Annotated in this window: 25 protein-coding genes, 1 tRNA gene and 1 pseudogene; 9 read left to right on the plus strand and 18 right to left on the minus strand. The window is 65.9% G+C overall.

Annotated elements, in window-relative coordinates; all coding sequences use genetic code 11:
* Nucleotides 1-26: 26 nt before the first annotated feature.
* Entirely contained in the window at nt 27-881 is an 855-nt protein-coding gene (locus tag LL253_RS05630) for a zinc-ribbon domain-containing protein (protein WP_228226493.1), read from the minus strand.
* Nucleotides 882-1,048: 167 nt separating this feature from the next.
* On the opposite strand from LL253_RS05630, the gene ftsE reads away from it, so the two are divergent.
* Genes ftsE through LL253_RS05650 form a run of 4 tightly spaced genes read left to right on the plus strand, consistent with a single transcriptional unit; the run spans nt 1,049 to nt 3,919 of the window.
* Nucleotides 1,049-1,777 carry a cell division ATP-binding protein FtsE gene (gene ftsE / locus LL253_RS05635; RefSeq protein ID WP_009823202.1) on the plus strand — a complete coding sequence of 243 codons (729 nt, stop codon included), beginning with the start codon at nt 1,049-1,051 and terminating at the stop codon, nt 1,775-1,777.
* Nucleotides 1,774-2,679, plus strand: coding sequence for a cell division protein FtsX (locus tag LL253_RS05640; RefSeq protein ID WP_228221350.1), 906 nt, complete (start codon nt 1,774-1,776; stop codon nt 2,677-2,679). The genes ftsE and LL253_RS05640 overlap by 4 nt, the downstream gene beginning before the upstream one ends.
* Nucleotides 2,676-3,206 carry a YdcF family protein gene (locus LL253_RS05645; protein ID WP_009823200.1) on the plus strand — a complete coding sequence of 177 codons (531 nt, stop codon included), beginning with the start codon at nt 2,676-2,678 and terminating at the stop codon, nt 3,204-3,206. Before LL253_RS05640 ends, LL253_RS05645 begins: the two co-directional genes overlap by 4 nt.
* A gap of 14 nt (nt 3,207-3,220) precedes the next feature.
* Nucleotides 3,221-3,919 carry a lysophospholipid acyltransferase family protein gene (locus LL253_RS05650; protein ID WP_037543679.1) on the plus strand — a complete coding sequence of 233 codons (699 nt, stop codon included), beginning with the start codon at nt 3,221-3,223 and terminating at the stop codon, nt 3,917-3,919.
* 21 nt (nt 3,920-3,940) lie between these two features.
* Here the strand turns inward: LL253_RS05650 and LL253_RS05655 are convergent, their stop codons facing one another.
* The 3 genes from LL253_RS05655 to LL253_RS05665 all read right to left on the minus strand — a co-directional run bounded on the left by LL253_RS05655 (nt 3,941) and on the right by LL253_RS05665 (nt 6,195).
* Complete coding sequence (locus LL253_RS05655) at nt 3,941-4,846, minus strand: prephenate/arogenate dehydrogenase family protein (protein WP_228226494.1); 906 nt, start codon at nt 4,844-4,846, stop codon at nt 3,941-3,943.
* A 4-nt stretch (nt 4,847-4,850) separates the two neighbouring features.
* Complete coding sequence (gene hisC, locus LL253_RS05660; protein WP_228226495.1) at nt 4,851-5,960, minus strand: histidinol-phosphate transaminase; 1,110 nt, start codon at nt 5,958-5,960, stop codon at nt 4,851-4,853.
* A 143-nt stretch (nt 5,961-6,103) separates the two neighbouring features.
* A tRNA-Ser gene (locus tag LL253_RS05665) sits at nt 6,104-6,195 on the minus strand.
* A 228-nt stretch (nt 6,196-6,423) separates the two neighbouring features.
* Here LL253_RS05665 and LL253_RS05670 point away from each other — a divergent pair.
* A complete protein-coding gene (locus LL253_RS05670; protein WP_228226496.1) occupies nt 6,424-7,245 on the plus strand; it encodes a DUF1134 domain-containing protein in 822 nt (273 codons plus the stop codon).
* 8 nt (nt 7,246-7,253) lie between these two features.
* Here LL253_RS05670 and dinB read toward each other — a convergent pair whose 3' ends face one another.
* Genes dinB through LL253_RS05690 form a run of 4 tightly spaced genes read right to left on the minus strand, consistent with a single transcriptional unit; the run spans nt 7,254 to nt 10,097 of the window.
* Nucleotides 7,254-8,336 carry a DNA polymerase IV gene (gene dinB, locus LL253_RS05675; RefSeq protein WP_228226497.1) on the minus strand — a complete coding sequence of 361 codons (1,083 nt, stop codon included), beginning with the start codon at nt 8,334-8,336 and terminating at the stop codon, nt 7,254-7,256.
* Between the two features lie 39 nt (nt 8,337-8,375).
* Nucleotides 8,376-9,020: a hypothetical protein gene (locus tag LL253_RS05680; RefSeq protein WP_228226498.1), complete on the minus strand. Its 645-nt coding sequence runs from the start codon at nt 9,018-9,020 to the stop codon at nt 8,376-8,378.
* A gap of 34 nt (nt 9,021-9,054) precedes the next feature.
* The gene (locus LL253_RS05685; protein ID WP_228226499.1) at nt 9,055-9,576 is read right to left on the minus strand and encodes a DUF177 domain-containing protein; all 522 of its coding nucleotides are present in this window, start codon (nt 9,574-9,576) and stop codon (nt 9,055-9,057) included.
* Nucleotides 9,573-10,097, minus strand: coding sequence for a ubiquinol-cytochrome C chaperone family protein (locus tag LL253_RS05690; protein WP_228226500.1), 525 nt, complete (start codon nt 10,095-10,097; stop codon nt 9,573-9,575). The genes LL253_RS05685 and LL253_RS05690 overlap by 4 nt, the downstream gene beginning before the upstream one ends.
* A gap of 166 nt (nt 10,098-10,263) precedes the next feature.
* On the opposite strand from LL253_RS05690, the gene LL253_RS05695 reads away from it, so the two are divergent.
* Complete coding sequence (locus LL253_RS05695; protein ID WP_228226630.1) at nt 10,264-10,773, plus strand: outer membrane protein assembly factor BamE; 510 nt, start codon at nt 10,264-10,266, stop codon at nt 10,771-10,773.
* A gap of 52 nt (nt 10,774-10,825) precedes the next feature.
* On the opposite strand, the gene metW is transcribed toward LL253_RS05695, so the two are convergent.
* Together metW and metX are read right to left on the minus strand one after the other, a co-directional pair.
* Nucleotides 10,826-11,416: a methionine biosynthesis protein MetW gene (gene metW, locus LL253_RS05700; RefSeq protein ID WP_228221342.1), complete on the minus strand. Its 591-nt coding sequence runs from the start codon at nt 11,414-11,416 to the stop codon at nt 10,826-10,828.
* Nucleotides 11,413-12,546 (minus strand): homoserine O-acetyltransferase MetX, encoded by a 1,134-nt coding sequence (gene metX / locus LL253_RS05705; RefSeq protein ID WP_228226501.1) that lies wholly within the window; start codon nt 12,544-12,546, stop codon nt 11,413-11,415. The genes metW and metX overlap by 4 nt, the downstream gene beginning before the upstream one ends.
* Nucleotides 12,547-12,616: 70 nt before the next feature.
* On the opposite strand from metX, the gene LL253_RS05710 reads away from it, so the two are divergent.
* Both LL253_RS05710 and LL253_RS05715 read left to right on the plus strand, forming a co-directional pair.
* The gene (locus LL253_RS05710; protein WP_228226502.1) at nt 12,617-13,573 is read left to right on the plus strand and encodes a 2-hydroxyacid dehydrogenase; all 957 of its coding nucleotides are present in this window, start codon (nt 12,617-12,619) and stop codon (nt 13,571-13,573) included.
* A gap of 74 nt (nt 13,574-13,647) precedes the next feature.
* Nucleotides 13,648-13,938, plus strand: coding sequence for a helix-turn-helix domain-containing protein (locus tag LL253_RS05715; RefSeq protein ID WP_228226503.1), 291 nt, complete (start codon nt 13,648-13,650; stop codon nt 13,936-13,938).
* 162 nt (nt 13,939-14,100) lie between these two features.
* Here the strand turns inward: LL253_RS05715 and LL253_RS05720 are convergent, their stop codons facing one another.
* Complete coding sequence (locus LL253_RS05720; protein ID WP_228226504.1) at nt 14,101-14,817, minus strand: DUF6891 domain-containing protein; 717 nt, start codon at nt 14,815-14,817, stop codon at nt 14,101-14,103.
* A 114-nt stretch (nt 14,818-14,931) separates the two neighbouring features.
* On the opposite strand from LL253_RS05720, the pseudogene LL253_RS05725 reads away from it, so the two are divergent.
* Nucleotides 14,932-16,783, plus strand: a pseudogene (locus LL253_RS05725) (ABCB family ABC transporter ATP-binding protein/permease).
* Here LL253_RS05725 and LL253_RS05730 read toward each other — a convergent pair.
* The 7 genes from LL253_RS05730 to LL253_RS05760 all read right to left on the minus strand — a co-directional run bounded on the left by LL253_RS05730 (nt 16,780) and on the right by LL253_RS05760 (nt 23,101).
* Nucleotides 16,780-17,178, minus strand: a complete 399-nt coding sequence (locus tag LL253_RS05730) for a hypothetical protein (RefSeq protein ID WP_009823184.1) — start codon at nt 17,176-17,178, stop codon at nt 16,780-16,782. The pseudogene LL253_RS05725 and the gene LL253_RS05730 overlap by 4 nt on opposite strands.
* A 111-nt stretch (nt 17,179-17,289) precedes the next feature.
* Nucleotides 17,290-17,847: a hypothetical protein gene (locus LL253_RS05735; protein WP_228226505.1), complete on the minus strand. Its 558-nt coding sequence runs from the start codon at nt 17,845-17,847 to the stop codon at nt 17,290-17,292.
* 31 nt (nt 17,848-17,878) lie between these two features.
* A complete protein-coding gene (locus LL253_RS05740; protein WP_228226506.1) occupies nt 17,879-18,433 on the minus strand; it encodes a demethoxyubiquinone hydroxylase family protein in 555 nt (184 codons plus the stop codon).
* Complete coding sequence (locus LL253_RS05745; protein ID WP_228226507.1) at nt 18,430-18,912, minus strand: disulfide bond formation protein B; 483 nt, start codon at nt 18,910-18,912, stop codon at nt 18,430-18,432. The genes LL253_RS05740 and LL253_RS05745 overlap by 4 nt, the downstream gene beginning before the upstream one ends.
* 61 nt (nt 18,913-18,973) lie before the next feature.
* Entirely contained in the window at nt 18,974-20,320 is a 1,347-nt protein-coding gene (locus LL253_RS05750) for a S41 family peptidase (protein WP_009823180.1), read from the minus strand.
* A gap of 133 nt (nt 20,321-20,453) precedes the next feature.
* Nucleotides 20,454-21,827, minus strand: coding sequence for a hypothetical protein (locus LL253_RS05755; RefSeq protein ID WP_228226508.1), 1,374 nt, complete (start codon nt 21,825-21,827; stop codon nt 20,454-20,456).
* 38 nt (nt 21,828-21,865) lie between these two features.
* The gene (locus tag LL253_RS05760) at nt 21,866-23,101 is read right to left on the minus strand and encodes a murein hydrolase activator EnvC family protein (RefSeq protein ID WP_228226509.1); all 1,236 of its coding nucleotides are present in this window, start codon (nt 23,099-23,101) and stop codon (nt 21,866-21,868) included.
* Nucleotides 23,102-23,127: the final 26 nt, after the last annotated feature.

A 23,127-nucleotide genomic window follows, 5' to 3' on the forward strand; every position in this document is an offset into this window, starting at 1 on the left:
CGGCGCGCCCCATTCTGGCGTGCCCTTTACTGAACGAAGGTGAGCGAGAGATTTTCGGCGTTCTTGGGAATGTCGATCCGGCTTTCGTTGATCGACGCTTCCTCGCCCGGTTTCAGCCGCGTCTTGTCCGCCTTCGTCGTCCAGCTGAAGACCAGCCGGTTCTGCCGGTCGCGCAATTGCACCAGCACCGGCGGCACGGGCAGCGCCTGCGTCCCGCTGTTCACGATGCGCGCGCCGAAGGCGAAATATTCCTCCCCGGTCGGCAGCTTGCGGCGCTCGGCGGGCTTCGACAGGTAGAAAAGCAGGTCCGGGTCGCCCTCTTCGGGCACCAGACCCATCGCCACCATCCAGGATGGCGGCCCATAATAATAGAGCGCGCCGCCCGCGGCGGCGACGACGAAGAAGAAGGCTGCCGCGGCGTAGGTCCACAGCTTGACTGGATTGCGACGCGCGCGGGTCGGAACCGGCGGCGCGTAGCTCTCTTCGGTGTCCCGGCTGACTGGCGCACCGGCATAAATGTCATCGAAGCGATGATCGGCCTGCGCTGGCTCGGGCGCGGCGGCCGGCGGCTCAGCGGCAGCGTCCACCGCAGGGGTCTCCGCCGCCGCGACTGGATTGTCCGCAGCGTCCGCCGCATCGGACGGAGGCGGGGCGAAGGCTTCGGGCTCCGGGGTCGGAGCCGTCGGCGGAACTGGCGCCGCAGCTGGCGGTTCGGACGGCTGTTCGGCCGGCGGTGCTGCCTCGTCGCGCGCGGGCGGGACGGCTGCTTCCTGGAACCAGCTATGCTTGCATGCCGCGCAGCGGACCTGGCGCCCATTGGGGCCGACGGCGCTGTCGGGCACGACATAGCGGGTCGCGCAATTGGGACACAGCAGGATCATTTCGCTTCATAGCCATGGCTTGGACTCGCGCGCAAGCGGCAAGACGCGCCTCGGTTCGCCGCCCGCGACTCGCCACGACAGGCGGGGCGGGCTTTACGACGGCACGCCCCCTGTGCCATGGCTGCGCCTTCGCCAAGCAGGGAGCGCCATCGCGCCATCATCCGTCCATGTCGGCCATCGTCCAGTTCGAAAATGTCGGCCTGCGCTATGGGCTGGACAGTGAGACGCTTTCGGACGTCAGCTTTTCGCTCGCCAGCGGCGGTTTCTATTTTCTCACCGGCGCGTCCGGTGCGGGCAAGACGTCGCTTCTGAAGCTCCTCTATCTTGCGCAGCGGCCTAGTCGGGGTGTCATCCGCCTGTTCGGCGAAGATGTGGTGACTCTGCCGCGTAAGCGGCTGCCGGGCTTCCGTCGCCGCATCGGCGTCGTGTTCCAGGACTTCCGGCTCGTCCCGCATTTGTCGGCCTATGACAATATCGCCTTGCCGCTGCGCGTTGCCGGCATGAAGGAGGATGAGGTCGACGCGCCGGTGGCGGAAATGCTGAACTGGGTCGGGCTGGGCGATCGCGGCGACGCGCGGCCCGCCACCCTGTCGGGCGGGGAGCAGCAGCGCGTGGCGATCGCCCGCGCGGTGATCGGCCGTCCAGAAATCCTCGTCGCCGACGAACCGACCGGCAATGTCGATGCGGACATGGCCCGCCGCCTGCTCACCCTGTTCGAAGCGCTCAATCGTCTTGGCACAACTGTCGTCGTCGCCACACATGATCTGCCGCTGATGGCGCAGGTGTCGGGTGCGCAGATGATGAAGCTCGACAAGGGGCGGCTGGCCGATCCCACCGGCACCCTGCGATATCCCCCGCGCGCGCGCGACGATCAGGACAGGGGTGAGGGCCGATGAGTGGCCGCGCCGAGCGAAAGGCTGCCACCGCCGCGCGCCATCGCCTGCTGCCGGGCGGGCGGGTCGCAGGGCCGATGCCTTGGATCATCGCGATCATGATGTTCGTGACGGTGCTTGCCGCTGCTGCGGGCCTTGGCCTGGGCGCGGCGGTCCAGTCAATGCGCGCCGATCTTGCCGGGCGCGCCAGCGTGCAGGTGGTGGAGGCCGACGCGCAGACCCGCGCCGCCCTTGCCGCGCAAACGCTCAGGGCGCTGCGGGCTGCGCCCGAAGTGCGCTCTGCCGATCCTGTCCCGTCCGCCGTCCTGGCCGATCAACTGCGCCCCTGGCTGGGCGAAGAAGCCTTGAATGGCGACCTGCCGGTCCCCGCGCTGATCGACGTCATGCTGACGCCGGGAGACGCCGGGACGAAGGTCGATCGCCTGCGCCAACGGCTCGCCGCCCTTTCGCCCAAGCTGCGCGTCGATCCGCACGCCGCTTTCCTGACGCCGCTTGCCGGCCTGCTTTCGGCGCTTGGCCTGCTCGCGCTGGGCGCGGTCCTGCTGATGATGCTGGCGACGGCGGCGGTCGTCGTGCTGGCGGCGCGCGGCGCGCATGACAGCCATCGCGGCACCATCGACGTGCTGCATCTGATGGGGTCGACCGATGTGCAGATCGCCCGTCTGTTCCAGCGGCGCATCGGGCTCGATGCGCTGATGGGCGGCGCGCTGGGCTTCTCCTTCGGCATTTTCGTCATCCTGCTGATCGGGCTGCGGCTGGGCGCGACCGGGTCGGAATTGCTCGCGGCGATCACGCTGCCCTGGCAGGGCTGGCTCATCCTTGTGGCCCTGCCGGTCGCCGGCGTGCTGTTGGCGACGCTGACGGCACGCTGGACGGTGCTGCGCGCCCTGGGGCGGACGCTATGATCGTGCGCCTTGCCGCACTGGCGCTGCTCGGCTGGGTGCTGGGCTTTGCCTGGTTTGCCATCTTCCTGCCCGAACCGCTCGACGGTCGCCGCACCGACGCCATCGTCGTGCTGACCGGCGGCCCTGGCCGTATCGACCGCGGCATCGCCCTCATGCAGCAGGGCGCGGCCAGGCGGATGCTGATTTCGGGCGTCGACCGGTCGGTCAGGCCGGGGGAACTGGCCGCCCAATATGATGCGCCCGAAGCCCTGTTCGATTGCTGCATCACGCTGGGCCGCGAGGCCATCGACACCCGCTCCAACGGCCTGGAAACCGCGCGCTGGCTGGCGCGGCGCGATTATCAGACGGTGCGGCTCGTCACCACCGACTGGCATATGCGTCGATCCGCGCTGGAACTGACCCAGGCGCTGCCCCCGCGCATCCACATTGTCTATGACGCGGTGCCCAGCCACCCCAGCCTGTCGGTGCTGATGCGCGAATATAATAAATATCTGCTGCGCCGGATCGCAGCGCTGATCGGCATCTGATCCTGATGAACGCCATCCTGACCGCGCTGCGTTCGCTTGCCTTCATGCTGATCTTTTACAGCGGCAGCCTTCTCTTCGTGCTCGCCGCCATGCTGGCCGGGGGCTTTGACGCCGACATGGTGCCGCGCATCGCCACCGGGTGGAGCCGCTTCCACCGTGGCTGCGCGCGCTGGCTCCTGGGGCAAAGGGTGGTGGTGGACGGCGATCTGCCGCTTGGTCCCTATCTCTACATCATCAAGCATGAATCGATGTTCGAAACCATCGACATGCTGTGCCTGTTCGATCGGCCGGCGATCGGCGCCAAGCGCGAACTGCTCGACATTCCGCTCTGGGGCCTTATCGCCCGCCGCTACGGCCTCATCCCGATCGAACGCAGCGCCGGGGCCAGCGCGCTGCGGACGCTGCGCGCGGCGGCGCGCGCGGCGACCGCGCAGGGCCGGGCCATCTGCCTCTTTCCTGAAGGCACGCGCGTGCCCCATGGCGAAGCGCCGCCGCTCAAATCGGGCTTTGCCGGGCTTTACAGCCTGCTAGGCCTGCCGGTGGTGCCTATTGCGGTGGACAGCGGCCGCGTGTCGCCGCGCGGGCGCTTCATGAAGCGCGCCGGCACGATCACCTACAAGGTCGGCGCGATCGTCCCCACCGGCCTGGATCGCAAGGAGGCGGAACGGATCGTCCACGCCGCCATCAATGCGCTTAACCCGCCACAGGCTTGAAAAGCAGCAGACAATCCCCGCTTAGTGCGACCGGCCGAAGTCCGGCTTGGCGTCATCCTGCCCCTGTTCGATGATCGACCGGCGAATGGCGCGCGTGCGGGTGAACAGGCTGAATAGCGCATCGCCGTCATTCCACCGGATCGCGCGTTGCAGCGCCGACAGATCCTCGGAAAAGCGTTGCAGCATTTCCAGCACCGCATCCTTGTTCGCCAGGAACACGTCGCGCCACATGGTCGGGTCGGACGCGGCGATGCGGGTGAAATCGCGAAAGCCGCCGGCCGAATATTTGATGACCTCGCTCTGGGTCACATCCTCCAGATCGCTGGCCGTGCCGACAATGGTATAGGCGATCAGGTGCGGCAGGTGGCTCGTTACCGCCAGCACCAGGTCATGATGCGCCGGGTCCATCACCTCGACATCCGCGCCCACGCGCCGCCACAGTTCGGCGACCCTTTCGATCGCCGCCGGGTCGGCATCGGCGGGCGGCGTCACGATCGACCAGCGGCCCTTGAACAGCGTGGCGAAGCCCGCTTCGGGGCCGCTATTTTCCGTGCCGGCGACCGGATGGGCGGGAATGATGGTGCGGCCGGGCAGCGCGGTACTCAGCTGCGCCAGCACGTCCGCCTTGCACGATCCCACATCGCTGATGATGGCCTCGGCGGGCAGGTCATCGGCAATGTCTGCCGCCACCGCGCCCATCGCGCGCACCGGCACGCACAATATCACCAGGTCGGCGTCGGTCACGGAAGCGCCCGCCGTGTCGGTAATATCGTCGCACAGATCGATCCGCCGCGCTATGGCGCGCACGGCCGCATCGGCGTCATGCCCGGTCACTTGCACGGTTGGCATGTCCGCCCGGATCGCACGGGCGAGCGAGGAGCCGATCAGCCCCAGGCCGATGATGGTGACGCGGGCAAAGGGTAGCATGGCGTCAGGCGGCCTCCGCCATGGCGCGCAGCCTGGCAGCGACCGCGCGGGTCTGTTCCTCGGTGCCGATGGTGATGCGAAGGCCATTGGGCAGGCCCTGCCCGGGCAGCCAGCGGGTGGCGAAGCCCTCGTCCCACAATCCCTTCATCGCCGCTTCTGCGGTCAGCTTCCCCTCGAACAGGATCAGCAGGAAGTTCGTCTTGCTCGGGATCGCGCGCAGCCCGTGGTTGGACAGCAATCCGACCTCGCCCGCCAGCCATTCGCGCCACTGGTTGTTGTGCGCGCGGTTGCGCTCCACCCAATCATCATCGCCGATCGCCGCGATCGCCGCGGCCTGGCCCACGGTCGTGACGTTGAAGGGCGCACGGATGCGGTGGAGAATGTCGATCACCTCGGGCGATCCATAGCCCCAGCCGATCCGCTCGGCGGCCAACCCATAGATTTTCGAAAAAGTGCGCGTCACGAACACATTGGATGCCTCGCGGGCCAGCGCCAGCCCGCCATCATCCTCGCCCTCTTCCAGATATTCGGCATAGGCCTGATCCAGCACGAACAATATGTCGGGGCGCAGGCCCGCATGCAGACGCGCAATCTCGGCCCGGCTGGTCATGGTGCCCGTCGGGTTGTTCGGGTTGGCAAGGAATACGACCTTGGTGCGTTCCGTCACCGCAGCCAGCAGCGCGTCGACGTCGGTCGCATAATCCTTGTCCGGCGCGATGACAGGCGTCGCGCCGACGCGCCGCGCGGCGATGTCGTAGACGGCAAAGCCGTAGCGCACATAGAGGATTTCGTCGCCCGGCCCGGCATAGCCGCTCGCCGCCAGGTGCAGCAATTCGTCCGATCCGGTGCCATAGATGATGCGCGCCGGGTCCAGCCCGTGCTTCGCGCCGATGGCCGCGCGCAGCTTGCTCGCCGCGGGGTCGGGATAGGTCGCCATGTCGGCGGCGGCGGCCATGAACGCCTCGCGCGCCGCCTGGCCCGTACCCAGCGGATTTTCGTTGGCGGAAAGCTTCACCAGCGGCCGACCATCATCGGTCGCGGCCTTGCCGGGCACATAGGCGTGAATGCCCAAAATCCAGTCCTTGGGCTTAGGATGTGCAACTGTGTCTGTCATGGCCGGGGGCTTTACCCGCTCGACGCGAAAAGGCCAAGCATGGGAGAGAAGATGCCCGGCATCGTCCCAACCGTGGGCGATCATGGCGGCGGGGTGCCACTTTCCGACTGAAGTGGTCAGCAACATATGCGGCAAAGGAAAAATGGCGGAGACGGAGGGATTCGAACCCTCGGTAGCCCATTCAGGCTACGACGGTTTAGCAAACCGCTGGTTTCAGCCACTCACCCACGTCTCCGCACGAATTTGCCCACCGGGAAAGGCGAGCAGTGGCTAGGGAAGGGCCTATAGCGAGCGGTTTGCGGCATGGCAACGGGTCTGCGCGACGATTTTTGCAGCCTGTGTCGCGGCGGATTCGATCCGGCCCGAAATCGACTCGATTGGCCGTTCGTTCATTGTCGTTTCAGCTTCGCGGTTGATACTCTACAGGATGGAATTGAGAGCGGATTTTCGGGGAGTTTCGGGCATGATCGGCATTTCTGGGCGCATGGGCGCCCGCTTGGCGCGCGCGGCGGGGCTGGCGGCAGCGGTGGCCGGCATGGCGCTCACGCCGATCGCTGCTTCGGCGCAGGTCCGCACTGTCGATCCCAACACCGCGATCGACGCCGACCTGGCGCCGCCCCCGCCAGCCAGCAGCGCGCCCACCGATCCCGGCGTCGACCCGACCGTGAATCAGGGCAGTGGCGCGCCCTATGCTGCGCCCGCCGGCGCGCCTCCTCCGGTTAGCAATGCGCCGACGCAGGGCACTACCGCTACCGGCGCGCCGGTGACCCAGGCGTCGCCGCCTGCGGCAATCTCCCCCAGCGAATCCTACCAGGAAGATGACCTGATCGGCGCGGCCGAAGGCGTCTTTGGCAAGGGCGCGGAGGGGCTTGCCGGCATCATCGAGAAAATTCTGAAGGATCAGGGCCGACCCAATGCCTATATCGCGGGCCGCGAGGCGTCGGGCGCCTTCGTCGTGGGCCTGCGCTATGGATCGGGCACGCTCAACCACAAGATCGAGGGCAAGCGCGAAGTCTATTGGACCGGCCCGTCGATCGGCTTCGACGTTGGCGGCAATGCGTCCAACACCTTCGTGCTGGTCTATAATCTCTACGACACGCAGGATCTTTATCACCGCTTCCCGGCGGCGGAGGGCACGGCCTATCTGGTCGGCGGCTTTACCGCCTCCTATCTGCGCTGGGGCGATGTGGTGCTTATCCCGATCCGTCTGGGCGTGGGCTATCGGCTGGGCGTCAACGCTGGCTATATGAAGTTCAGCGAAAAGCGGAACTGGCTGCCTTTCTGAGGCGGCCTTTACAGGGCGAGGGCCAGTTGCGCGTCGCCTTCGCTCTCGTCGTCCCCTTCCAGATTATGGACGCCCAGCCCCAGCAACCGCGCGCCCAGCGGCAGCGGCAATTGCGCCAGCAGCAATTCGCGTCCCGCCTGCGCCAGCTGCTCGGCTGATCGCACCGGGCTCGCAAAGCTGCGCGACCGGGTGATGATGCGGAAATCGGCGAATTTGACCTTCAGCACCACGGTGCGGCCCCATGCCTGCGCCTTTTCGATCCGGGTCCACAGGCTGGCCGAGATTCTGTCCAGCTCCGTCACCAGCGCGTCCCGATCGGTCAGGTCGTCGAAAAACGTGTCTTCCACGCTCACGGACTTGCGCGACTGACGCTCGCGCACCGGACGATCATCCTCGCCGCGCGCCGCGCGATAATAGAAGTCCGCCGCGCTGCCGAAATGCGCCTGGAGGAAGGGCAGGTCGCGCGCGCGCAGGTCCGCTCCTGTTTCGATGCCCAGCGCCTGCATGCGTCTGGCGGTCACCGGCCCCACGCCATGGATGCGCCGCACCGGCATCGCGGCGATGAAGGCCGCGCCCTCGGCGGGTCGGACGACGCAAATGCCATCGGGCTTGTTCTGGTCCGACGCCAGCTTGGCGATCAGCTTGTTGTAGGACACGCCGGCCGACGCGGTCAGCCCGGTTTCCGCGCGGATCATCCGCCTTATCTCCTGCGCGACCTGCGTCGCCGATGCGATGCCCGGCTTGTTCACCGTCACGTCCAGATAGGCTTCGTCGAGCGACAGCGGCTGGATCATGTCGGTAAAGCGCGCGAAAATCTCGCGAATCTGGACGGACACCGCGCGATACACCTCGAAGCGGGGTTTGACGAACAGCAGGTCGGGGCAGAGCCGCCGCGCCCGCGCGCCCGGCATGGCCGACCGTACGCCAAATGTCCGCGCCTCATAACTACACGTTGCCACCACCCCGCGCGGTCCGCCGCCGCCTACCGCGATCGGCAGGCCGCGCAGCGACGGGTCGTCGCGCTGTTCGACCGACGCATAGAATGCGTCCATATCGACATGGATGATCTTGCGCGGCGCGGGCGAATCCATGGCGCATCTCATGCCACAGACAGGAACGAAAGGGAAACGTCAGTCCAGTAGCCGCAGATTGCCGAGCAGAGCCTGCAAATGCGCGCGGCTGATGCGGCTCCAGACATTATAGGTGCATGTCTGGCCCCCGACATGGACATAGGCAATGGATTGCAGCCCATGGCCTTCGGGATTGTCCTCAGGATAAGGCTCCGCACCCGATAAGCCATATCCGGCAAAGGATGGGGCGGGCAGCTGGTTCAGCGCTTGCATATAGGGCCATTGCCGCTCCAGCCGGTCGCGCTGCGCCTCGGCTGGGATTTCGTCATCGGGCAGCACGCCCGGCCCGGCAAAACCATAGGCGCTGCGCAGATTGGGCAGGTCAAACGCAACGCCCCAGCCGCCGCTGAAATCGGCGGCGCGGGGCACGCCATTGGCGCCCGCCGCGCTGGCGAGCGCAAGCGGCGCGCAGCGGGGCTTTTCGCCGCTCTTGCCATCGTCTGACCGCGCCCATTGCGCGCGCGCAACATCCGCGCCGACCAATGCGGGCGCGGGCTGTGCCTTCGTTGACTGTGACGCGGGCGGCGTTGGCATTGCCGATGCCGCCGTTATCCGCGCGACCGTCGCGCCGTCCTGCCTGCGTGCAGGCTCGTCATCGCATCCCCCAAGGGCGATCAGCAGCATGAGGGTGAGCGCGCGTTGCATGGCCTACCGACGCAGGGGCGGGTGGCAAAGTTCCTTAGCCTTCGCCTTTCAGCGCCAGCAGCGCGGCGAAGGGGCCGGCCTGCTCCTCGCTCAGCACCCCGGCCTCTTTCAGCGCGGTATCGGCCTGGGGCGATCGGGGGTAGGGCGTCATCGCCAGCGCCATCGTCTCGGCCACGGCCTCGCCCATGTCGATCTGCTGCCCGTCATAGCCGATCGTGTCGACATCCTCCGCGTCCAGCTCCAGTTCCTCGCCTTCGACCGCGCTGCCCTCCTCGACAACGAAGCGCAGGGTGAAATCGCTGTCGATTACCTCGGGCACCGGTTCGGCGGTGGCGACGCAGGGCTGGGCCAGGCTGGCGCGCACGCGGCCGCGCGCCAGGATCGCGCCGTCCTCTTCGCTCAGCGCATAGTCCGCCTCCAGCCGGTCCAGCGTCACCAGGCCGAACCGTCGGGCCAGTGCCGCCCGCTCGTCGGCATCCGCCGCGATATGCACATCGCCTGTCATGCGGCGGATCTGTTCGGCGCGCACGGGGCGCGAAAATTCGGGTGTCGTCATCCTATATCTCCTGCCAGCAGCGCGTCGCGCGACAGGCAGCCCAGCCGCACCCAGCGTTCCCGCAACGCGCCTTCCACATGGGCCACCGCAGCATCGGGCACCTCCGCGCCGCGATACAGATTGCGGCGCAGCGCCTCGTCCAGTCCCGTTCCTGTCTGCAATGCCGCGCGATAGGCGCTGATCCGGCCGCCCAGCGCGCTCATCATCCGGCCGACATGCTTGCCCACGACCACGTCGCCAATCCCTTCCTGCCGCAATTGCCCATCCATGTCGTCGACGAACAATTCGGTCAGCCAGGCGCTTTCCTGCGCGGCGTTCTGCTGCTCCAGCCGGATCAGAACCAGCGCCATGATCGCGACGATCATGTCGAAACGCCCGTCGATTGTGTCGGGCACCGCGCCGTCCAGATACCAGTGCGGCTGCCGCCCTTCGCCGACAACGGCGTTGTACAGCGGCGCCAGCCCCTCTCGCGGGTCGGACCGGCCCAGCAGGCGCTGAAGGAAGGAGGGGGCATTGGGCATGGCGATCGGGCTTTTCGTGACGGATGGAATGGTCGCGCGCGGCGACCGGTATGCGCTCGCCCCTTGCCGGACCCTGCGCATTTCCATATTGATCGCAGCGCCGCCCAATGCAATGGCGGCGTCACTTTTATCGGGTTCGCGGGCCATGCCCCCGCAGGAGACGTTCATGCCCCAGTTCAGCCGCCATTCCCGCCGTGGGCGCATCCTGATCGCCATCGGCCTTGGCGCATTGCTGGTCGGCACATCGGCCTGCACCCGCATCCGCACGCATCAGGGCTATCAGGTCGACAAGCTGCTGGTCGATTCGGTTCAGCCCGGCATCGACAATCGCGCGTCGGTGGAAGGCACGCTGGGCCGCCCCAGCTTCGTGTCGCAATTTGGCGAACAGGATTGGTATTATGTGTCGCGCGACATGCGCGCGCTCGCTTTCTCCAGCCCCAAGCCGGTCGATCAGACCGTGCTGCGCGTCCGTTTCGATCCTGCCGGCAATGTCGTCGCGGTCGATCGCATGGGCCTGGAAAAGGTCGCCAACATCTCGCCGATGGGCGCGACCACGCCCACGCTCGGTCGCCATCGCAGCCTGTTCGACGAAATCTTCGGCAATATCGGCGCGGTCGGTGCGGCCGGCATGGGCGGCGCAGGCGGTGGCCCCGGCGGCGGCCCCAACGGCAGCTAAACGCCTCTGAAACGCCCGGTTCCTCAGCAGAGGAACCGGGTGTCGCATGTTCTTATCGCCGCAGCAGGAACACAGCATGTTCGGCGAACAGGTTGGCGTTCGCATGGGTGGTTTCCCGGTCGCCCTTCAAAAACCATTGCCCGTCGATATGCCAGCCGCGCTCCTTCACCAGCGCGCGAAAGTCATCCACCGTCACATGGTGGATGTTGAGCGTATCATACCAGGTGTCTGGCAGCAGCCGCGTCACCGGCATCCGCCCCCCCCACATCAGCGACAGCCGCCCGCGCCAATGCGCGAAATTGGGGAAGGACACGAATGCCTGGGTGGCGATGCGCAGCAGTTCCTCGACCACCAGGTCGGGCCGGCGAGTCGTCTGGAGCGTCTGGCTCAAGATCGCATAGTCGAAACTGGCGTCGGGATAATAGGTGAGGTCCGTGTCCGCGTCGCCCTGCACCACCGACAGGCCGCGCCCGACGGCGGCGGCGACATTGGATGCGTCGATCTCCAGCCCGCGCGCATCCGCCTGCGCCCGGTCGCGCAGCTCCGCCATCAGCGCGCCGTCGCCGCAGCCCACATCCAGCACCCGCGCCCCCGGCCGCACCGTCCGCGCGATCAGCGCCAGGTCTGGGCGCAGTGCGCTCATGCCCGGCCGCCGCGCAGGAATCCGTCCACGACCCGATTGAGTTCGGGACATTCCAGCAGGAAGGCGTCATGCCCGAACGGGCTCGACAATTCGACGAAGCTCGCCTGCGCCCCCCCGGCATTGAGCGCATGGACGATCGCGCGTGATTCGGCGGTCGGATACAGCCAATCGGTGTCGAAACTCACCAGGCAGAACCGCGCCCGCGTCGCGGCAAAGGCGCGCGCCAGCGACCCATGGTCCTCGGCAATGTCATAATAATCCATCGCCCGGGTGATGTAGAGATAGCTGTTGGCGTCGAACCGGTCGACAAAGCTCAACCCCTGATGGCGCAAATAGGATTCGACCTGGAAATCCGCATCGAACCCGAACGTCTTGGCGTCTCGTCCCTGCAAGCGTCGGCCGAATTTTTCGGTCAGCCCGGCTTCGGACAAATAGGTGATGTGCGCCGCCATGCGCGCCACGGCCAGGCCCGCGCTCGGCACCATCCCGTCGGCATAATAATCGCCGCCGCGCCAGTTGGGATCGGCCATGATCGCCTGCCGCCCGACTTCGTGGAAGGCGATATTCTGCGCGCTGTGCCGCGCGGTCGATGCAATGACGACGCAGCTTTCGACCCGGTCGGGGAACAGGGTGGGCCAGGTCAGCGCCTGCATGCCGCCCATCGACCCGCCGATCACCGCGCTCAGCCGCTCGACGCCCAGATGATCCAGCAACGCCGCCTGTGCGCGCACCATGTCGGCGATGGTCAGCACCGGGAAACGCATGGCATGGGGTTCGCCGGTCGCTGGATCGACGCTCGCCGGGCCGGACGATCCCATGCAGCTGCCGATGACATTGGAACAGATGATGAAATGGCGCGCCGGATCCACGGGCTTGCCTTGCCCCACCAGCCGCCACCACCAGCCCGGCTTGCCGGTCACAGGATGATCGGACGCGACATATTGGTCGCCGGTCAGCGCGTGGCAGATCAGGATGACGTTCGACTTGTCGGCATTCATCGCGCCATAGGTTTCATAGGCGATGTCGACCGGGCCAAGGCTGGCGCCGCTCGAAAGGGCGATCGGGCCTGCCAGGCGAACCTGCCGGCGCAGGCCGAAACGGCTGTCATCGGATCGGGGAAGGCTGGCCATGGTCGGCCCGCGCTAGGACTGGCGCGAAGGCCTGTCAATCTGGCATGGCGGCGCGACACTGCCTAGATGGATGACCATGACAGACAACCAACGCCCCGCCATCGTCGCCTACGGCCCGCTCTATCCCTATCTGATGCAGCAGCTCGAAGCCCGTTTCACGGTCCATGCGGTGGCGGCTGATGCCGATCTCGACGCCCTGCCGGCCAAGGTGCGGGGCGCCCGCGCGCTGGTCAGCTTCGGCTCCGTGGGCGCGCCGGCCGCCATCATGGACGCGCTGCCCGCGCTCGAAATCGTCGCGCTTTTTTCGGTGGGCTATGACAAGGTCGATGTCGATCATGCGCGCGCGAAGGGCATTCGCGTCACCAACACGCCCGATGTGCTGACCGACGATGTCGCCGACCTCGCCGTCGGCCTGCTCTATGCCACCGTGCGCAATATCCCCGCCAATGACCGGCTGGTGCGGGCGGGCGACTGGGCGCGGGGTAAAAAGCCGCCCTTGTCCGCGCGCGTCACCGGATCACGCATCGGCATATTGGGCCTGGGCCGCATCGGCCGCGCCATTGCCTGGCGGCTGGAACGGCAGGCCGGCGAAATCCTCTATCATAATCGCAGCGAGGCGAAGGACGCGCCCTATCGTTACGTCGCCGATGCGATCGACCTCGCCCGGCAAAGCGACATGCTGATCGTCGCGACATCCGGCGGGCCGGAAGCCGCCGGCCTTGTCGATGCCGCCATGCTGGACGCGCTCGGGCCACAGGGTGTCATCGTCAATATCAGCCGGGGCAGCGTGATCGACGAAGACGCGCTGGTCGCCGCGCTGGCGGACGGGCGCATCGCTGGCGCGGGGCTGGACGTGTTCGCGCACGAACCCCATGTGCCGCCCGCGCTGCTGGCGATGGACCAGGTCGTGCTGCAACCGCATCAAGGCAGCGCGACCGTGCATACGCGCGCGGCGATGGCGGATCTGGTGATCGCCAATCTCGATGCGTGGTTTGCCGGTGAAGCCTTGCCGACGCCGGTGGTCTAAGGGCCGCCGGCAGCCGCCAGGGCAGGGCCGGAAATATCTTTCCTATTGCGCCTCCTTCTGGTTCATCCTTGCCCATGGACCAGACGCCTGACCGCTCGCGCGCGTCCGCGCGCCACCGCCGCGCCTATTGGACGCCCGCGCGCCAGTGCCAGTTTCTCGCCGCCCTGATGGAAAGCGGCAGCGTCGCCCGCGCGGCGCGCACGGTCGGCATGTCGCGTTCCAGCGCGCATCGCCTGCGGCACCGGCTCGCCGGCACCGCCTTCGATCGGCAGTGGGAAGAGGCGTTGGTCATGCATGCCGGATTGACTGCGGACCCGCTGGTCTGGACTGCCGCCCGCGCGGCCATCGACACGGGCACGCGCTGACGGCAATGGCCCGATCCACCCCGCAAGTCCGGCCAGTTTTACCTGTCGCCCACCTGTCGCTTCGGTGTCGCTTCGGTGTCGCTTCGCGGTCGCCTTATGGTCGCTTCGGGCCAAAAAACCGCATATCGAATGAACTTTGACAGGCGGGGCCGGCGTGCCGGATCATTCCTCCAGCAGCACCGCGCTGCGGCGCTTCTGCCAATTCATCGGCACGCCGATCCGCTGGCTCCAGCTGCCGTCCCACCGGGTTTCCAGGCCATGGGCCTCCAACTGCGCGACGATGCGATAGCCGACCGCAATCTGCGCTGCCTCGCCCTGCTCGCACGCGCCATAGCTCATATAGAGGCCATGGCCTTCGACCGCCGCCTCGGTGTCCTGCATATGAAAAAAGGCATAGCCCTGGACCGCGATATCCTCGGCCTGCGCCGCCTCTATCTCTTCCCATATTTCACTTGCGCCGCAATTGGCGCAGCAAGTGAAATTCTGCCGCGCGATGATGCCCTCGGCCTCCAATGCGGCAAAGGCCAGCTCCAGCCGGTCGCAATCGGTCATTTGCGTCCAGCCCTGCTCGGCGGCGCGATGCTCGGCCAACGCCTCGCGCAGCGCCGCCGACGCCTCGCGCCGCAGCGTCGGGCGGGGCAGTTCTTCCTCGAACAGGTCGTGGGCATTGGTCAAAATGGCGTCATCGTCGAAATAGCCGCCCAGCACGTCGCGCCGCATCTGGTCGCGCAGCGCCGTCACGGGATCATAGGGCGCCTCCTCCGTGGGGACGGGCCGTTGCGGCTCCGCTTTCGCTGCTCTGGTCCCGAAAATCCGTTTCCACAAAGCCTCGAACATGCGCCGTCCTGCCTCCTGCGTCGCGTTGCATGGGGTCAACATGCCCATGCGCGCGGCAAAGTTAAAGGGGGGATATCGAACTTTGCGACGGCGCGACGGCGGCGGCGGTCGGCGCGGGCACTGGATTGCCGCGCCGGATTGCTTAAATAGCATGGGATGCCTCCCGAAAATCCTGTCACAGCGCCGCTCCCGCCCGTATGGGCGACGTTCCGCCGTTTCCTGCCCTATCTCTGGCCGGCCGACGCTCCGGCGCTGCGCCGCCGCGTCGTCATTGCGATGGTTCTGGTGGGTCTGGCCAAGGCTGTGACCTTGATCATGCCCTTCGCCTACAAAGGCGCGATCGACCGGATGGCGCCGGGGCTGGAGCCGGCGGTCGGCCTCGCCCTCGCTCTGGTGGTCGCCTATGCCGGCGCGCGCTTCGCCGGCGTGCTGTTCGACAATTTGCGCAACGCCGTGTTCGAAGGGGTGGGGCAGGAAGCGGGCCGGCGTCTGTCCGACGACGTCTTCGTCCATCTGCACCGTCTGTCGCTGCGCTTCCATCTCGACCGGCGCACCGGCGCGGTCACGAAGATCGTCGAGCGCGGGACCAAGAGCATCGACACGATGCTCTATTTCCTGCTGTTCAACATCGCGCCGACCGTGATCGAGCTGGTGGCGGTCTGCGTCATCTTCCTCGTGAAATTCGGTGCCGGCCTGGTCGCCGCCACGCTGGCGATGGTCGCGGCCTATATCTGGTTTACCCGCACCGTCACCGAATGGCGCAACCAGCTGCGCCGCGACATGGTGGACATGGACACCAGCGCCGTCGCCCATGCCGTCGACAGCCTGCTCAATTTCGAAACCGTCAAATATTTCGGCGCCGAACAGCGCGAGGCGGATCGTTACGGCACCGCCATGCGCAACTATGCGCGCGCCGCGATCAAGAGCGAAAACAGCCTGGCCTGGCTCAATGTCGGCCAGTCGCTCATCACCAACCTGATGATGGCCGGGGCCATGGCCTATACCGTCTGGGGCTGGAGCGTGGGGCGCTTCACCACCGGCGACGTGGTGCTGGTCAACACGCTGCTGGCCCAGCTTTTTCGTCCGCTTGACCTGCTCGGCATGGTCTATCGCACCATCCGCCAGGGGCTTATCGACATGGAGGCGATGTATGCGCTGATCGACACGCCGACCGAAGTGGCCGATCGCCCCGGCGCGCCCGCGCTCGCCGTGACCGGGGGGGGCGGTCCAGTTCGATCAGGTGCGCTTTGGCTATGATCCCCAGCGCGAAATCCTGCACGGCATCAGCTTCACCGTGCCCGCCGGCCGGACGCTGGCGATCGTTGGCCCATCCGGCGCTGGCAAGTCCACCATCGCACGCATTCTCTTCCGCTTCTACGACATTCAGTCGGGATCGGTGACGATCGACGGGCAGGACATAGCGGCCGTGACCCAGCAATCGCTGCGCGCCGCCATCGGTATCGTGCCGCAGGACATGGTCCTCTTCAACGACACGATCGGCTATAACATCGCCTATGGCCGCGAAGGCGCGAGCCAAGCGGAGATCGAGGCGGCTGCCCGCGCGGCGCAGATCCACGACTTCATCCTTGGCATGCCCCAGGGCTATGACACGCGGGTGGGTGAACGCGGCCTCAAGCTGTCGGGCGGGGAAAAACAGAGGGTCGCAATCGCCCGCACCCTGCTCAAGGACCCGCCGGTGCTGGTGCTCGACGAAGCGACCAGCGCGCTCGACAGCCGCACCGAAACCGAAATCCAGACCGTGCTGCGCGACATCAGCCGCAAGCGCACGACCCTGGTCGTCGCCCATCGCCTCTCCACCGTGGTCGATGCCGACGAAATCATCGTGCTGGATCAGGGGCGCATCGTCGAACGCGGCGCCCATGCCGACCTCGTGCGCGCCGACGGGCTCTACGCCACCATGTGGGCGCGCCAGGCGACGGAGCGCGACGCGCCAGTCGCTGAAGGAGAAGACGGTGCCGACCGCGAACCGGCCGCGCCACTGCTTTAGGGGATGCCGGCGCTTTGGTTCATGCGGCGCTCGGCAAACCATTGCTCCAGCATCCTGGCGGTGCATCCGGTAAAGCCGTTGCTGCCGTTGACCGAACAGCTGTTGGGCAGGGTGGACCGCTGGACCTGTTCCATCGTCGCTACCTGGCTGCCCCAGCCCGGTCCGCCGGACGGCGCGGGCTTCTCGCGCAGTTTCTTGGGAATGCGATACCGCTCCGCCTCGGGCCGCCTTGCGCACACGACAATTTCATCGCCCTGACTCTGCGGGCACGGATCGTCGCCATAGACCAGCAGGTTGATGATCCGCTCGGGCGGTGGCTCCGGTTGCGCGAGGGCGGCGACGGGGAGGAGGGGGATCAGCATCAGGCCGATCAGGGGAATGGCGCCGTAGCGCATGGCATATATCCTTCTTTCATCCCCTGTGAACGTCCACCCCAGCATGGCACCAGCGCATCGCTGGCCCGGATCAGGACGACGCCCCGCCGCCCGATCCGTCACCATCCTGCATCATCGCTGCGGCGGCGACGTCGTATCCTCGGGCGCGGGCTGCTGCTGCGCCTTGGCTTCGGCGGCCTCCTCGGCCTTCACCCGCGCCTCGATGGCTTCGCTGTCGGCGTCGATCGTCGACAGCCGCTTTTCCCGCTCGGCCGCGACCAGATCCTTCCAGCTGGCGTTGTCGGCCTGCTGCCGCTCCGCCTTGGCCAGGCGTGCCAACTGCGCGAAACAGCCCGTTGCACCGCCCGCGCCCGAAGGCGAGCAGCTTTCGGTGCCCGACCGGCCCACATATTCCATCGACCTTACACGTTCGCCCCAAGCCTGGTTGCTGGGCTTGTTGGGATCACCGCGCAGCGGTTCGGGAATGCGATAGCGTTCCTCCTCGCCCTTGCGCGCGCACACGACGATGTCATTGCCTTGGCTTTGCGGACAAGAATCATCGCCATAGACGATGACGATGTTCACCTTCTCCGACCCGGCCGTCCCCGTTTCGGCAGCTGGCTGCTGCGCCAGCGCGGGCGTCACGGCACCGGTCAGCGCGATGGCGGCGATCATCAGCTTGTTCTTCATCGGTCGATCCTCTTGCAGACGCGCCACGGCGTCAGATACGCTTGGACAGGGCGATGGCGGCGCGACAGCCCAAGCGAATGGCGCCCGACAAAATGGGATAGGCCGGCGCCTGCTCGGCGCCATGGGCGATCGCGGCATCACGATGCTCCACCTCCTCCGCCTGAAAATCCGCAATGGCGGTGGAGAGTTCCGGATCGTCGTTGCCGATCTTTTCCAGCTGTTCGGAATAATGAAGGTCAATCTCGGTTTCGACTGCGGCCGTGCACGCCATCGCGGCCCTCGGCCCCAGCGCGGCGGTCACGGCGCCCAGTGCATATCCTGCCATATTCCAGAATGGGCTCAAGGCCGTCGGCCGCACCCCGCGCCGCACGATCATCGCGTCGAACACCTGGCGATGCCGCTCCTCCTGGCTTGCCATGCCAGCGATGACCCGGCCATAGGGATGACGATCGCCCATCACCGCCAGTTGTCCGGCATAGATGCGGGTCGCGCCAAATTCGCCGGCCTGGTCGACACGCAACATCGCCGCGCGATCCCGGTCGGACAGGCGCTTGGTGGGTCGCGGATAATCGGGGCTGATGCTCATGGCTTCCTCGCTTTCAGCAGCAAAGCCAAGATGGCAAGCGCCGCCGCGCTCGACAAGAGGCCGTTATAGCCCGCCATGGATATGCCCATCAGGCTCCAGGGCGCCACATCGCAGCGCGTGATGGGGCTGGCCATGATCTGGCTGAGCAGGTCTGCGGCATTACCCGCTGCCGGCATGGTCGAACAGGTGGTCAGTCCTTCCCACCAGCCATATTCGACCCCGGCGTGAAACAATCCGATAAGGCCGCTGATGCCGACCGCCAGTCCGGCCAGTCCGACAAACAGCGCGCTGACGCAGGCGCGCGCCCGCACGCCACAGGCGATCAGGGCCAGCGGAACCGCGGCGAAATGGGCATAGCGCTGCCACCAGCACATTTCACAGGGATGCAGCCCGCCCAGATATTGAAAGCCATAAGCGCCTGCGAGCATGATCAAAGGGGCGATCAGCGCAAGCGCGCGGGCAAGGGACAGGCTCTTCATGCCCTTCGCTTAAAGCCTTCTCGCCCTTTCGTCATGCTGAACTTGCCCGGTCGCATCTGAGCTATTTCGCGCCAGGCTTGCGCGCAGCGGCCTGCGCCACCACGGCGCTCGGCGCTTTTGCCAGCCGCGCAATGGTTTTGAGCGCATAGTCCATCTGGAAATCCTCGATGCCCTGCTTTTTCAGCTCGTCGGCCGACATGGCGAAGCGCGGATCGTCTTTCACATCCTCCTCCAGCGCAGCATCGTCGGTCTTGATCTCGTTGATCAGGTGACGGCGTAGATCGCTCTCGCGGAATTTGGGCCGGTTCTTGTAATCGGGATCGGACAGCTGGGGCACACGGATGTCAGGCTGAATGCCGCCTTCCTGCACGCTGCGGCCCGACGGCGTATAATAACGCGCCGTCGTCAGCTTGAGCGCGGTCGTGTTGCTCAGCGGCAGCATCGTCTGCACGCTGCCTTTGCCGAAGCTGCGCTCGCCCATCACCAGCGCGCGATGCTGGTCCTGCAGGGCACCCGCGACGATTTCCGACGCCGACGCCGATCCCGCATCGACCAGCACGATCACCGGCAATCCCTTCGCGTCGTCGCCCGGCTTCGCGTAATAGCGTTCGACATCGCCCTTCTGCCGGCCGCGCTGCGACACGATCTCGCCGCGCTCCAGGAAGGTATCGCTGACCGTCACCGCTTCATCCAGCAGCCCGCCGGGATTGGAGCGCAGGTCCAGCACATAGCCGGTCGGCTTGTGACCCAGGCTCTTGTCGATGCTGCGGATCGCCTGGCGGACGTCCGCGCCGGTGTTGGCGGAGAAGCTGACAATGGTAATGACGCCAATGTCCTTCTTCACCTCCCACTTGACCGGCTTTAGCTGGATGATCTCGCGCGTCAGGGTCAGGTCGATCGGCTTGTCGCGGCCCGGACGCACCAGCGTCAGTTTCAGGCTCGTGCCCGGCGCGCCGCGCATCTTTTCCACCGCTTCGTCCAGCGTGCCGCCATAGATCAGCTGGCCGTCGATATGGGTGATATAGTCGCCAGCTTTGATCCCCGCGCGCCAGGCAGGCGTATCCTGTGTCGGTGCAATTACCTTGACCGCGCCGTCTTCCTGCGTGACCGACAGGCCAAGGCCGCCATAACTGCCCTCGGTCTGGGTCCGCAGATTCTGGAAATCGCGCGCGTCCAGGAAGCTGGAATGCGGGTCAAGGCTGGCGAGCATACCGTCGATCGCGCCCTTGATCAGCTTTTCATCATCGACCTTCTCGACATAGTCGGTGCGGACTTTCTGGAACACGTCCATGAATTCGTCGAGCGCCTTGTAGCTTGACGCTTCCCCGTCCGCGAGCGCGGCCGTGGTGGCAGGGATGAGCGCAAGCGCCCCGAGCGCGATCGCGCCCTGGAGGAAGGATGTCTTCATGGCTGTCCTAGGAGTCCGCATCTGATCCGATCATAGGCCGATTGATCGGCCAACGCAAAAGCACGCTTCGACCAATGTCATCCAGCGGCGATGAGCGTGGGGTGAACGCTGTCTCCGCCCCACGCGCTGGCTTTCAATCGAACAGCGGCGTCACGAGCGGCTGGAACTCGGCAGGCGCGGTCTTGAGACGGGCCTTGGTCTGGTCCCGTTCCTGCTCGGTCATCTTTGCCAGCCTCTCCCGGCCCGATTCGAAAATCGAATGACCTGCGTTTGGGGCGGCATAGACAGCGCGCTGTCGGATTTGCAAAAGCATGTGGGTGGGTTTGACAAGGTTTATCAGTGCCGGATCAAGCATTGCTGGCTGATGGACATAAAGAACCTCTTCAAACGCGTCCGATAATGCATCGGCCAAAGATATGCCTTGCTCGTCACCGAATATCACAAGCTTGCCGAAAACCGGTGCGGCGCTGTTGCGATACACTTGGATATGGCCTTGCCCGGGCATGCGATTGTCAAATGCCAGACGTGACGAGCGATCGTCTCCGAATACGAGTTCAGCACTCATTTCCGGAGGCGTCAGTTTCATTCCCAGATTGCCGGTGCTCCGCTCGATTTTGAATGTCTGCGGTATTGATTCAGGAAGGTTCCAGCGTTTGAGTAGCAACTGCGCGGCAGTAGAGGCCCCGCAGTCGGTCCAATCCGTGCCAGTCGTTTGATAGCTGAGGTTGCGGCGGTTCCATAATTCCCATCGAGGCATGATCACTGGCTTGTCGCCAAAATGCCTCATAAAGTCGTCAAACACCGTGTTTGCTGCCCTGCGGAAAGGATAATGATCGCGCAAGATCTCCTCCTTGGAAGGGGCGACCAGCAGGCTGATTTTCTCAAGCCCGTAATCCTGCTTCCAATTTGGCATCTGAGCAAAAAAATCGCTCCAGGCCGAGCGACTTTCCTCGGGTAGCGAAGCATTGCGTGTGAACTGCCCGACGCTGTCGTCCACATCCCCGGCTAGAAACAAATGCCCCATGCGGCCAAATAATAGTTCGGGGCGGGATGCAGTTGGCAAATTGCGCGGCATTTCGCCCACCAGTGCCATGTCTTGACGTTCCTGATCGACCACCTCCCAGCGGCAAATCACGTCTCTGCCGCGTTCCTCCCGGACCGGCATTTCGATATAATATGTGCCTTTGCGCTTCGGGACTTCGACAATGAAGCCAGGATTGGCGGTGCAGGTCGCCAGCGCCTCAGTGCCGTGAAAAAGGGATACCGGAACGCCCTTTCCTGCATTTGCGACGTGACCGGAAAATACGAGGCGATCCTCCCCAACGGGCAGCGGTTGTCCGATCCATATTTTCCCCAGTTGATCCGTCCCCTGCACCCCATATTGATTGATCGTCCACATCTCCCCAGTAACGGCATCCATATTCGTGACCTTCTTTTCGGTTAAATGTGAACGAGGGTTCGCCATTCTTCGAGGGAGCAGGCTATGAGCAAAAAGCTGATCGCTCAATAATTTAATTGGTTAGAATGACAGCTCCATCATAGGTCTCAATGAAGGTCGATGAGCGGCACGATATCCACCGGCCGGCCATTGCGGCGTAGTTCGACGATGATGTCGCTGCGGCGGTTGTCCGTGACACCCACGGGATCCCCCTGGCGGACATCATCGCCCACGCGCACGGACAGGCGATGCAATCCGGTGATCAATGTTGTCCAGCCGCCGCCATGGTCGATGATGAGAATCTGGCCATAGTCGCGATAGGGACCGGCAAAGGCGACGCGGCCGGCCGTTGGTGCGATCGCCTGCGCGCTGGGCTGGACGGCCAGCGTCAGACCCCTCGCGCGCACGCCGCTATCATTGACCTCGCCCAGGCCTGTGACCAGCTGACCGACGACCGGCAGGCGATAGGGCGGCGGGCCGCTCGCCATCGCTTCTCGTTCCGGCGGCGCGGCCCCGGCTTTGTCTGGCCGGACCGGACGGGGCAGCGGTCCCGACAGTGCTGTAAGCCGTTCGCGCAGGTCCCCCGCCGCCTCCAGCCGATCCATCAGGTCGACGATGTCGCGCGCGCGCTCTCCCAGCGCCAGCGCCCGCTCGCTTTCCATGCCCGCATTGGCGCGATAGTCGCGCGCGGCGAGGCGCTTTTGCGTTTCCAGCCCGGCCAGCTCCGCCCGCTGCGCCTTGCGATCCCGTTGCGCCTGAGCAAGGGCGTCGGCCGCTTGCTGGGCGGTCGCGCGCAGCGCGCGGCTGCGCGCCAGTTCCGCCCTCAGGCCAGCCGTGCGTTGTTCGATCACGGGCAATATCTGCCCCAGAACGGCGCGCAGATGGACGGCGTCGCTGATGCTGCCCGGCTGCACCAGCGCTAGCGCCAGCGGCCGTCGCGCCATCATCTGTAGCGCGGCGGTCAGTCGAACCACGGGCTCCTGCCGCGCCGCCAGGCGCTTTGCCTGTGCGCGTTGCAACCGTGCGATGATGGCGATGCGGGCCTGCGCGGCCTGGATATCGGCTTCGGCCTGCTGGATTCGAGCGGCCACGGCTGCGGCGCGGCGTCTCGCCTGTTCCGCCGCGTCCCGCGCGGCGCTTGCCTGCTGCGCCAGTCGCGCGGCACGGTCGCGCGCCTCGTCGGATTGTCGACGGGCATCCTTAAGCGCCTGCTGTTCCTGCGCCAGGCTGGTGCTCGCCGTGCCAGGAAGCACCAGCGCATCGCCATCGGCGGCGACGAGGCGCGCGCTTGCAAACGCAATCAGGGCCGCGACGCCGCCAGCGATGAGAAGATTTCGCGTCACCCGATATCCCGCCCTTGTCCTGCGGT

The organism is Sphingobium soli (assembly GCF_020782245.1).
Taxonomy (GTDB): domain Bacteria; phylum Pseudomonadota; class Alphaproteobacteria; order Sphingomonadales; family Sphingomonadaceae; genus Sphingobium; species Sphingobium soli.

Excerpts from the sequence above, each read along its gene's own strand:
- LL253_RS05695 (WP_228226630.1), top strand. The coding sequence starts at position 10,264 with ATGCCCCAGTTCAGCCGCCATTCCCGCCGTGGGCGCATCCTGATCGCC.
- metX (WP_228226501.1), bottom strand. The coding sequence starts at position 12,546 with ATGGCCAGCCTTCCCCGATCCGATGACAGCCGTTTCGGCCTGCGCCGG.
- LL253_RS05745 (WP_228226507.1), bottom strand. The coding sequence starts at position 18,912 with ATGAAGAGCCTGTCCCTTGCCCGCGCGCTTGCGCTGATCGCCCCTTTG.
- LL253_RS05715 (WP_228226503.1), top strand. The coding sequence starts at position 13,648 with ATGGACCAGACGCCTGACCGCTCGCGCGCGTCCGCGCGCCACCGCCGC.
- LL253_RS05710 (WP_228226502.1), top strand. The coding sequence starts at position 12,617 with ATGACCATGACAGACAACCAACGCCCCGCCATCGTCGCCTACGGCCCG.
- ftsE (WP_009823202.1), top strand. The coding sequence starts at position 1,049 with ATGTCGGCCATCGTCCAGTTCGAAAATGTCGGCCTGCGCTATGGGCTG.
- LL253_RS05690 (WP_228226500.1), bottom strand. The coding sequence starts at position 10,097 with ATGCCCAATGCCCCCTCCTTCCTTCAGCGCCTGCTGGGCCGGTCCGAC.
- metW (WP_228221342.1), bottom strand. The coding sequence starts at position 11,416 with ATGAGCGCACTGCGCCCAGACCTGGCGCTGATCGCGCGGACGGTGCGG.
- LL253_RS05645 (WP_009823200.1), top strand. The coding sequence starts at position 2,676 with ATGATCGTGCGCCTTGCCGCACTGGCGCTGCTCGGCTGGGTGCTGGGC.
- LL253_RS05670 (WP_228226496.1), top strand. The coding sequence starts at position 6,424 with ATGATCGGCATTTCTGGGCGCATGGGCGCCCGCTTGGCGCGCGCGGCG.
- LL253_RS05680 (WP_228226498.1), bottom strand. The coding sequence starts at position 9,020 with ATGCAACGCGCGCTCACCCTCATGCTGCTGATCGCCCTTGGGGGATGC.
- LL253_RS05720 (WP_228226504.1), bottom strand. The coding sequence starts at position 14,817 with ATGTTGACCCCATGCAACGCGACGCAGGAGGCAGGACGGCGCATGTTC.
- LL253_RS05655 (WP_228226494.1), bottom strand. The coding sequence starts at position 4,846 with ATGCTACCCTTTGCCCGCGTCACCATCATCGGCCTGGGGCTGATCGGC.
- LL253_RS05740 (WP_228226506.1), bottom strand. The coding sequence starts at position 18,433 with ATGAGCATCAGCCCCGATTATCCGCGACCCACCAAGCGCCTGTCCGAC.
- LL253_RS05630 (WP_228226493.1), bottom strand. The coding sequence starts at position 881 with ATGATCCTGCTGTGTCCCAATTGCGCGACCCGCTATGTCGTGCCCGAC.
- hisC (WP_228226495.1), bottom strand. The coding sequence starts at position 5,960 with ATGACAGACACAGTTGCACATCCTAAGCCCAAGGACTGGATTTTGGGC.
- LL253_RS05640 (WP_228221350.1), top strand. The coding sequence starts at position 1,774 with ATGAGTGGCCGCGCCGAGCGAAAGGCTGCCACCGCCGCGCGCCATCGC.
- LL253_RS05730 (WP_009823184.1), bottom strand. The coding sequence starts at position 17,178 with ATGCGCTACGGCGCCATTCCCCTGATCGGCCTGATGCTGATCCCCCTC.
- LL253_RS05685 (WP_228226499.1), bottom strand. The coding sequence starts at position 9,576 with ATGACGACACCCGAATTTTCGCGCCCCGTGCGCGCCGAACAGATCCGC.
- dinB (WP_228226497.1), bottom strand. The coding sequence starts at position 8,336 with ATGGATTCGCCCGCGCCGCGCAAGATCATCCATGTCGATATGGACGCA.
- LL253_RS05750 (WP_009823180.1), bottom strand. The coding sequence starts at position 20,320 with ATGAAGACATCCTTCCTCCAGGGCGCGATCGCGCTCGGGGCGCTTGCG.
- LL253_RS05735 (WP_228226505.1), bottom strand. The coding sequence starts at position 17,847 with ATGAAGAACAAGCTGATGATCGCCGCCATCGCGCTGACCGGTGCCGTG.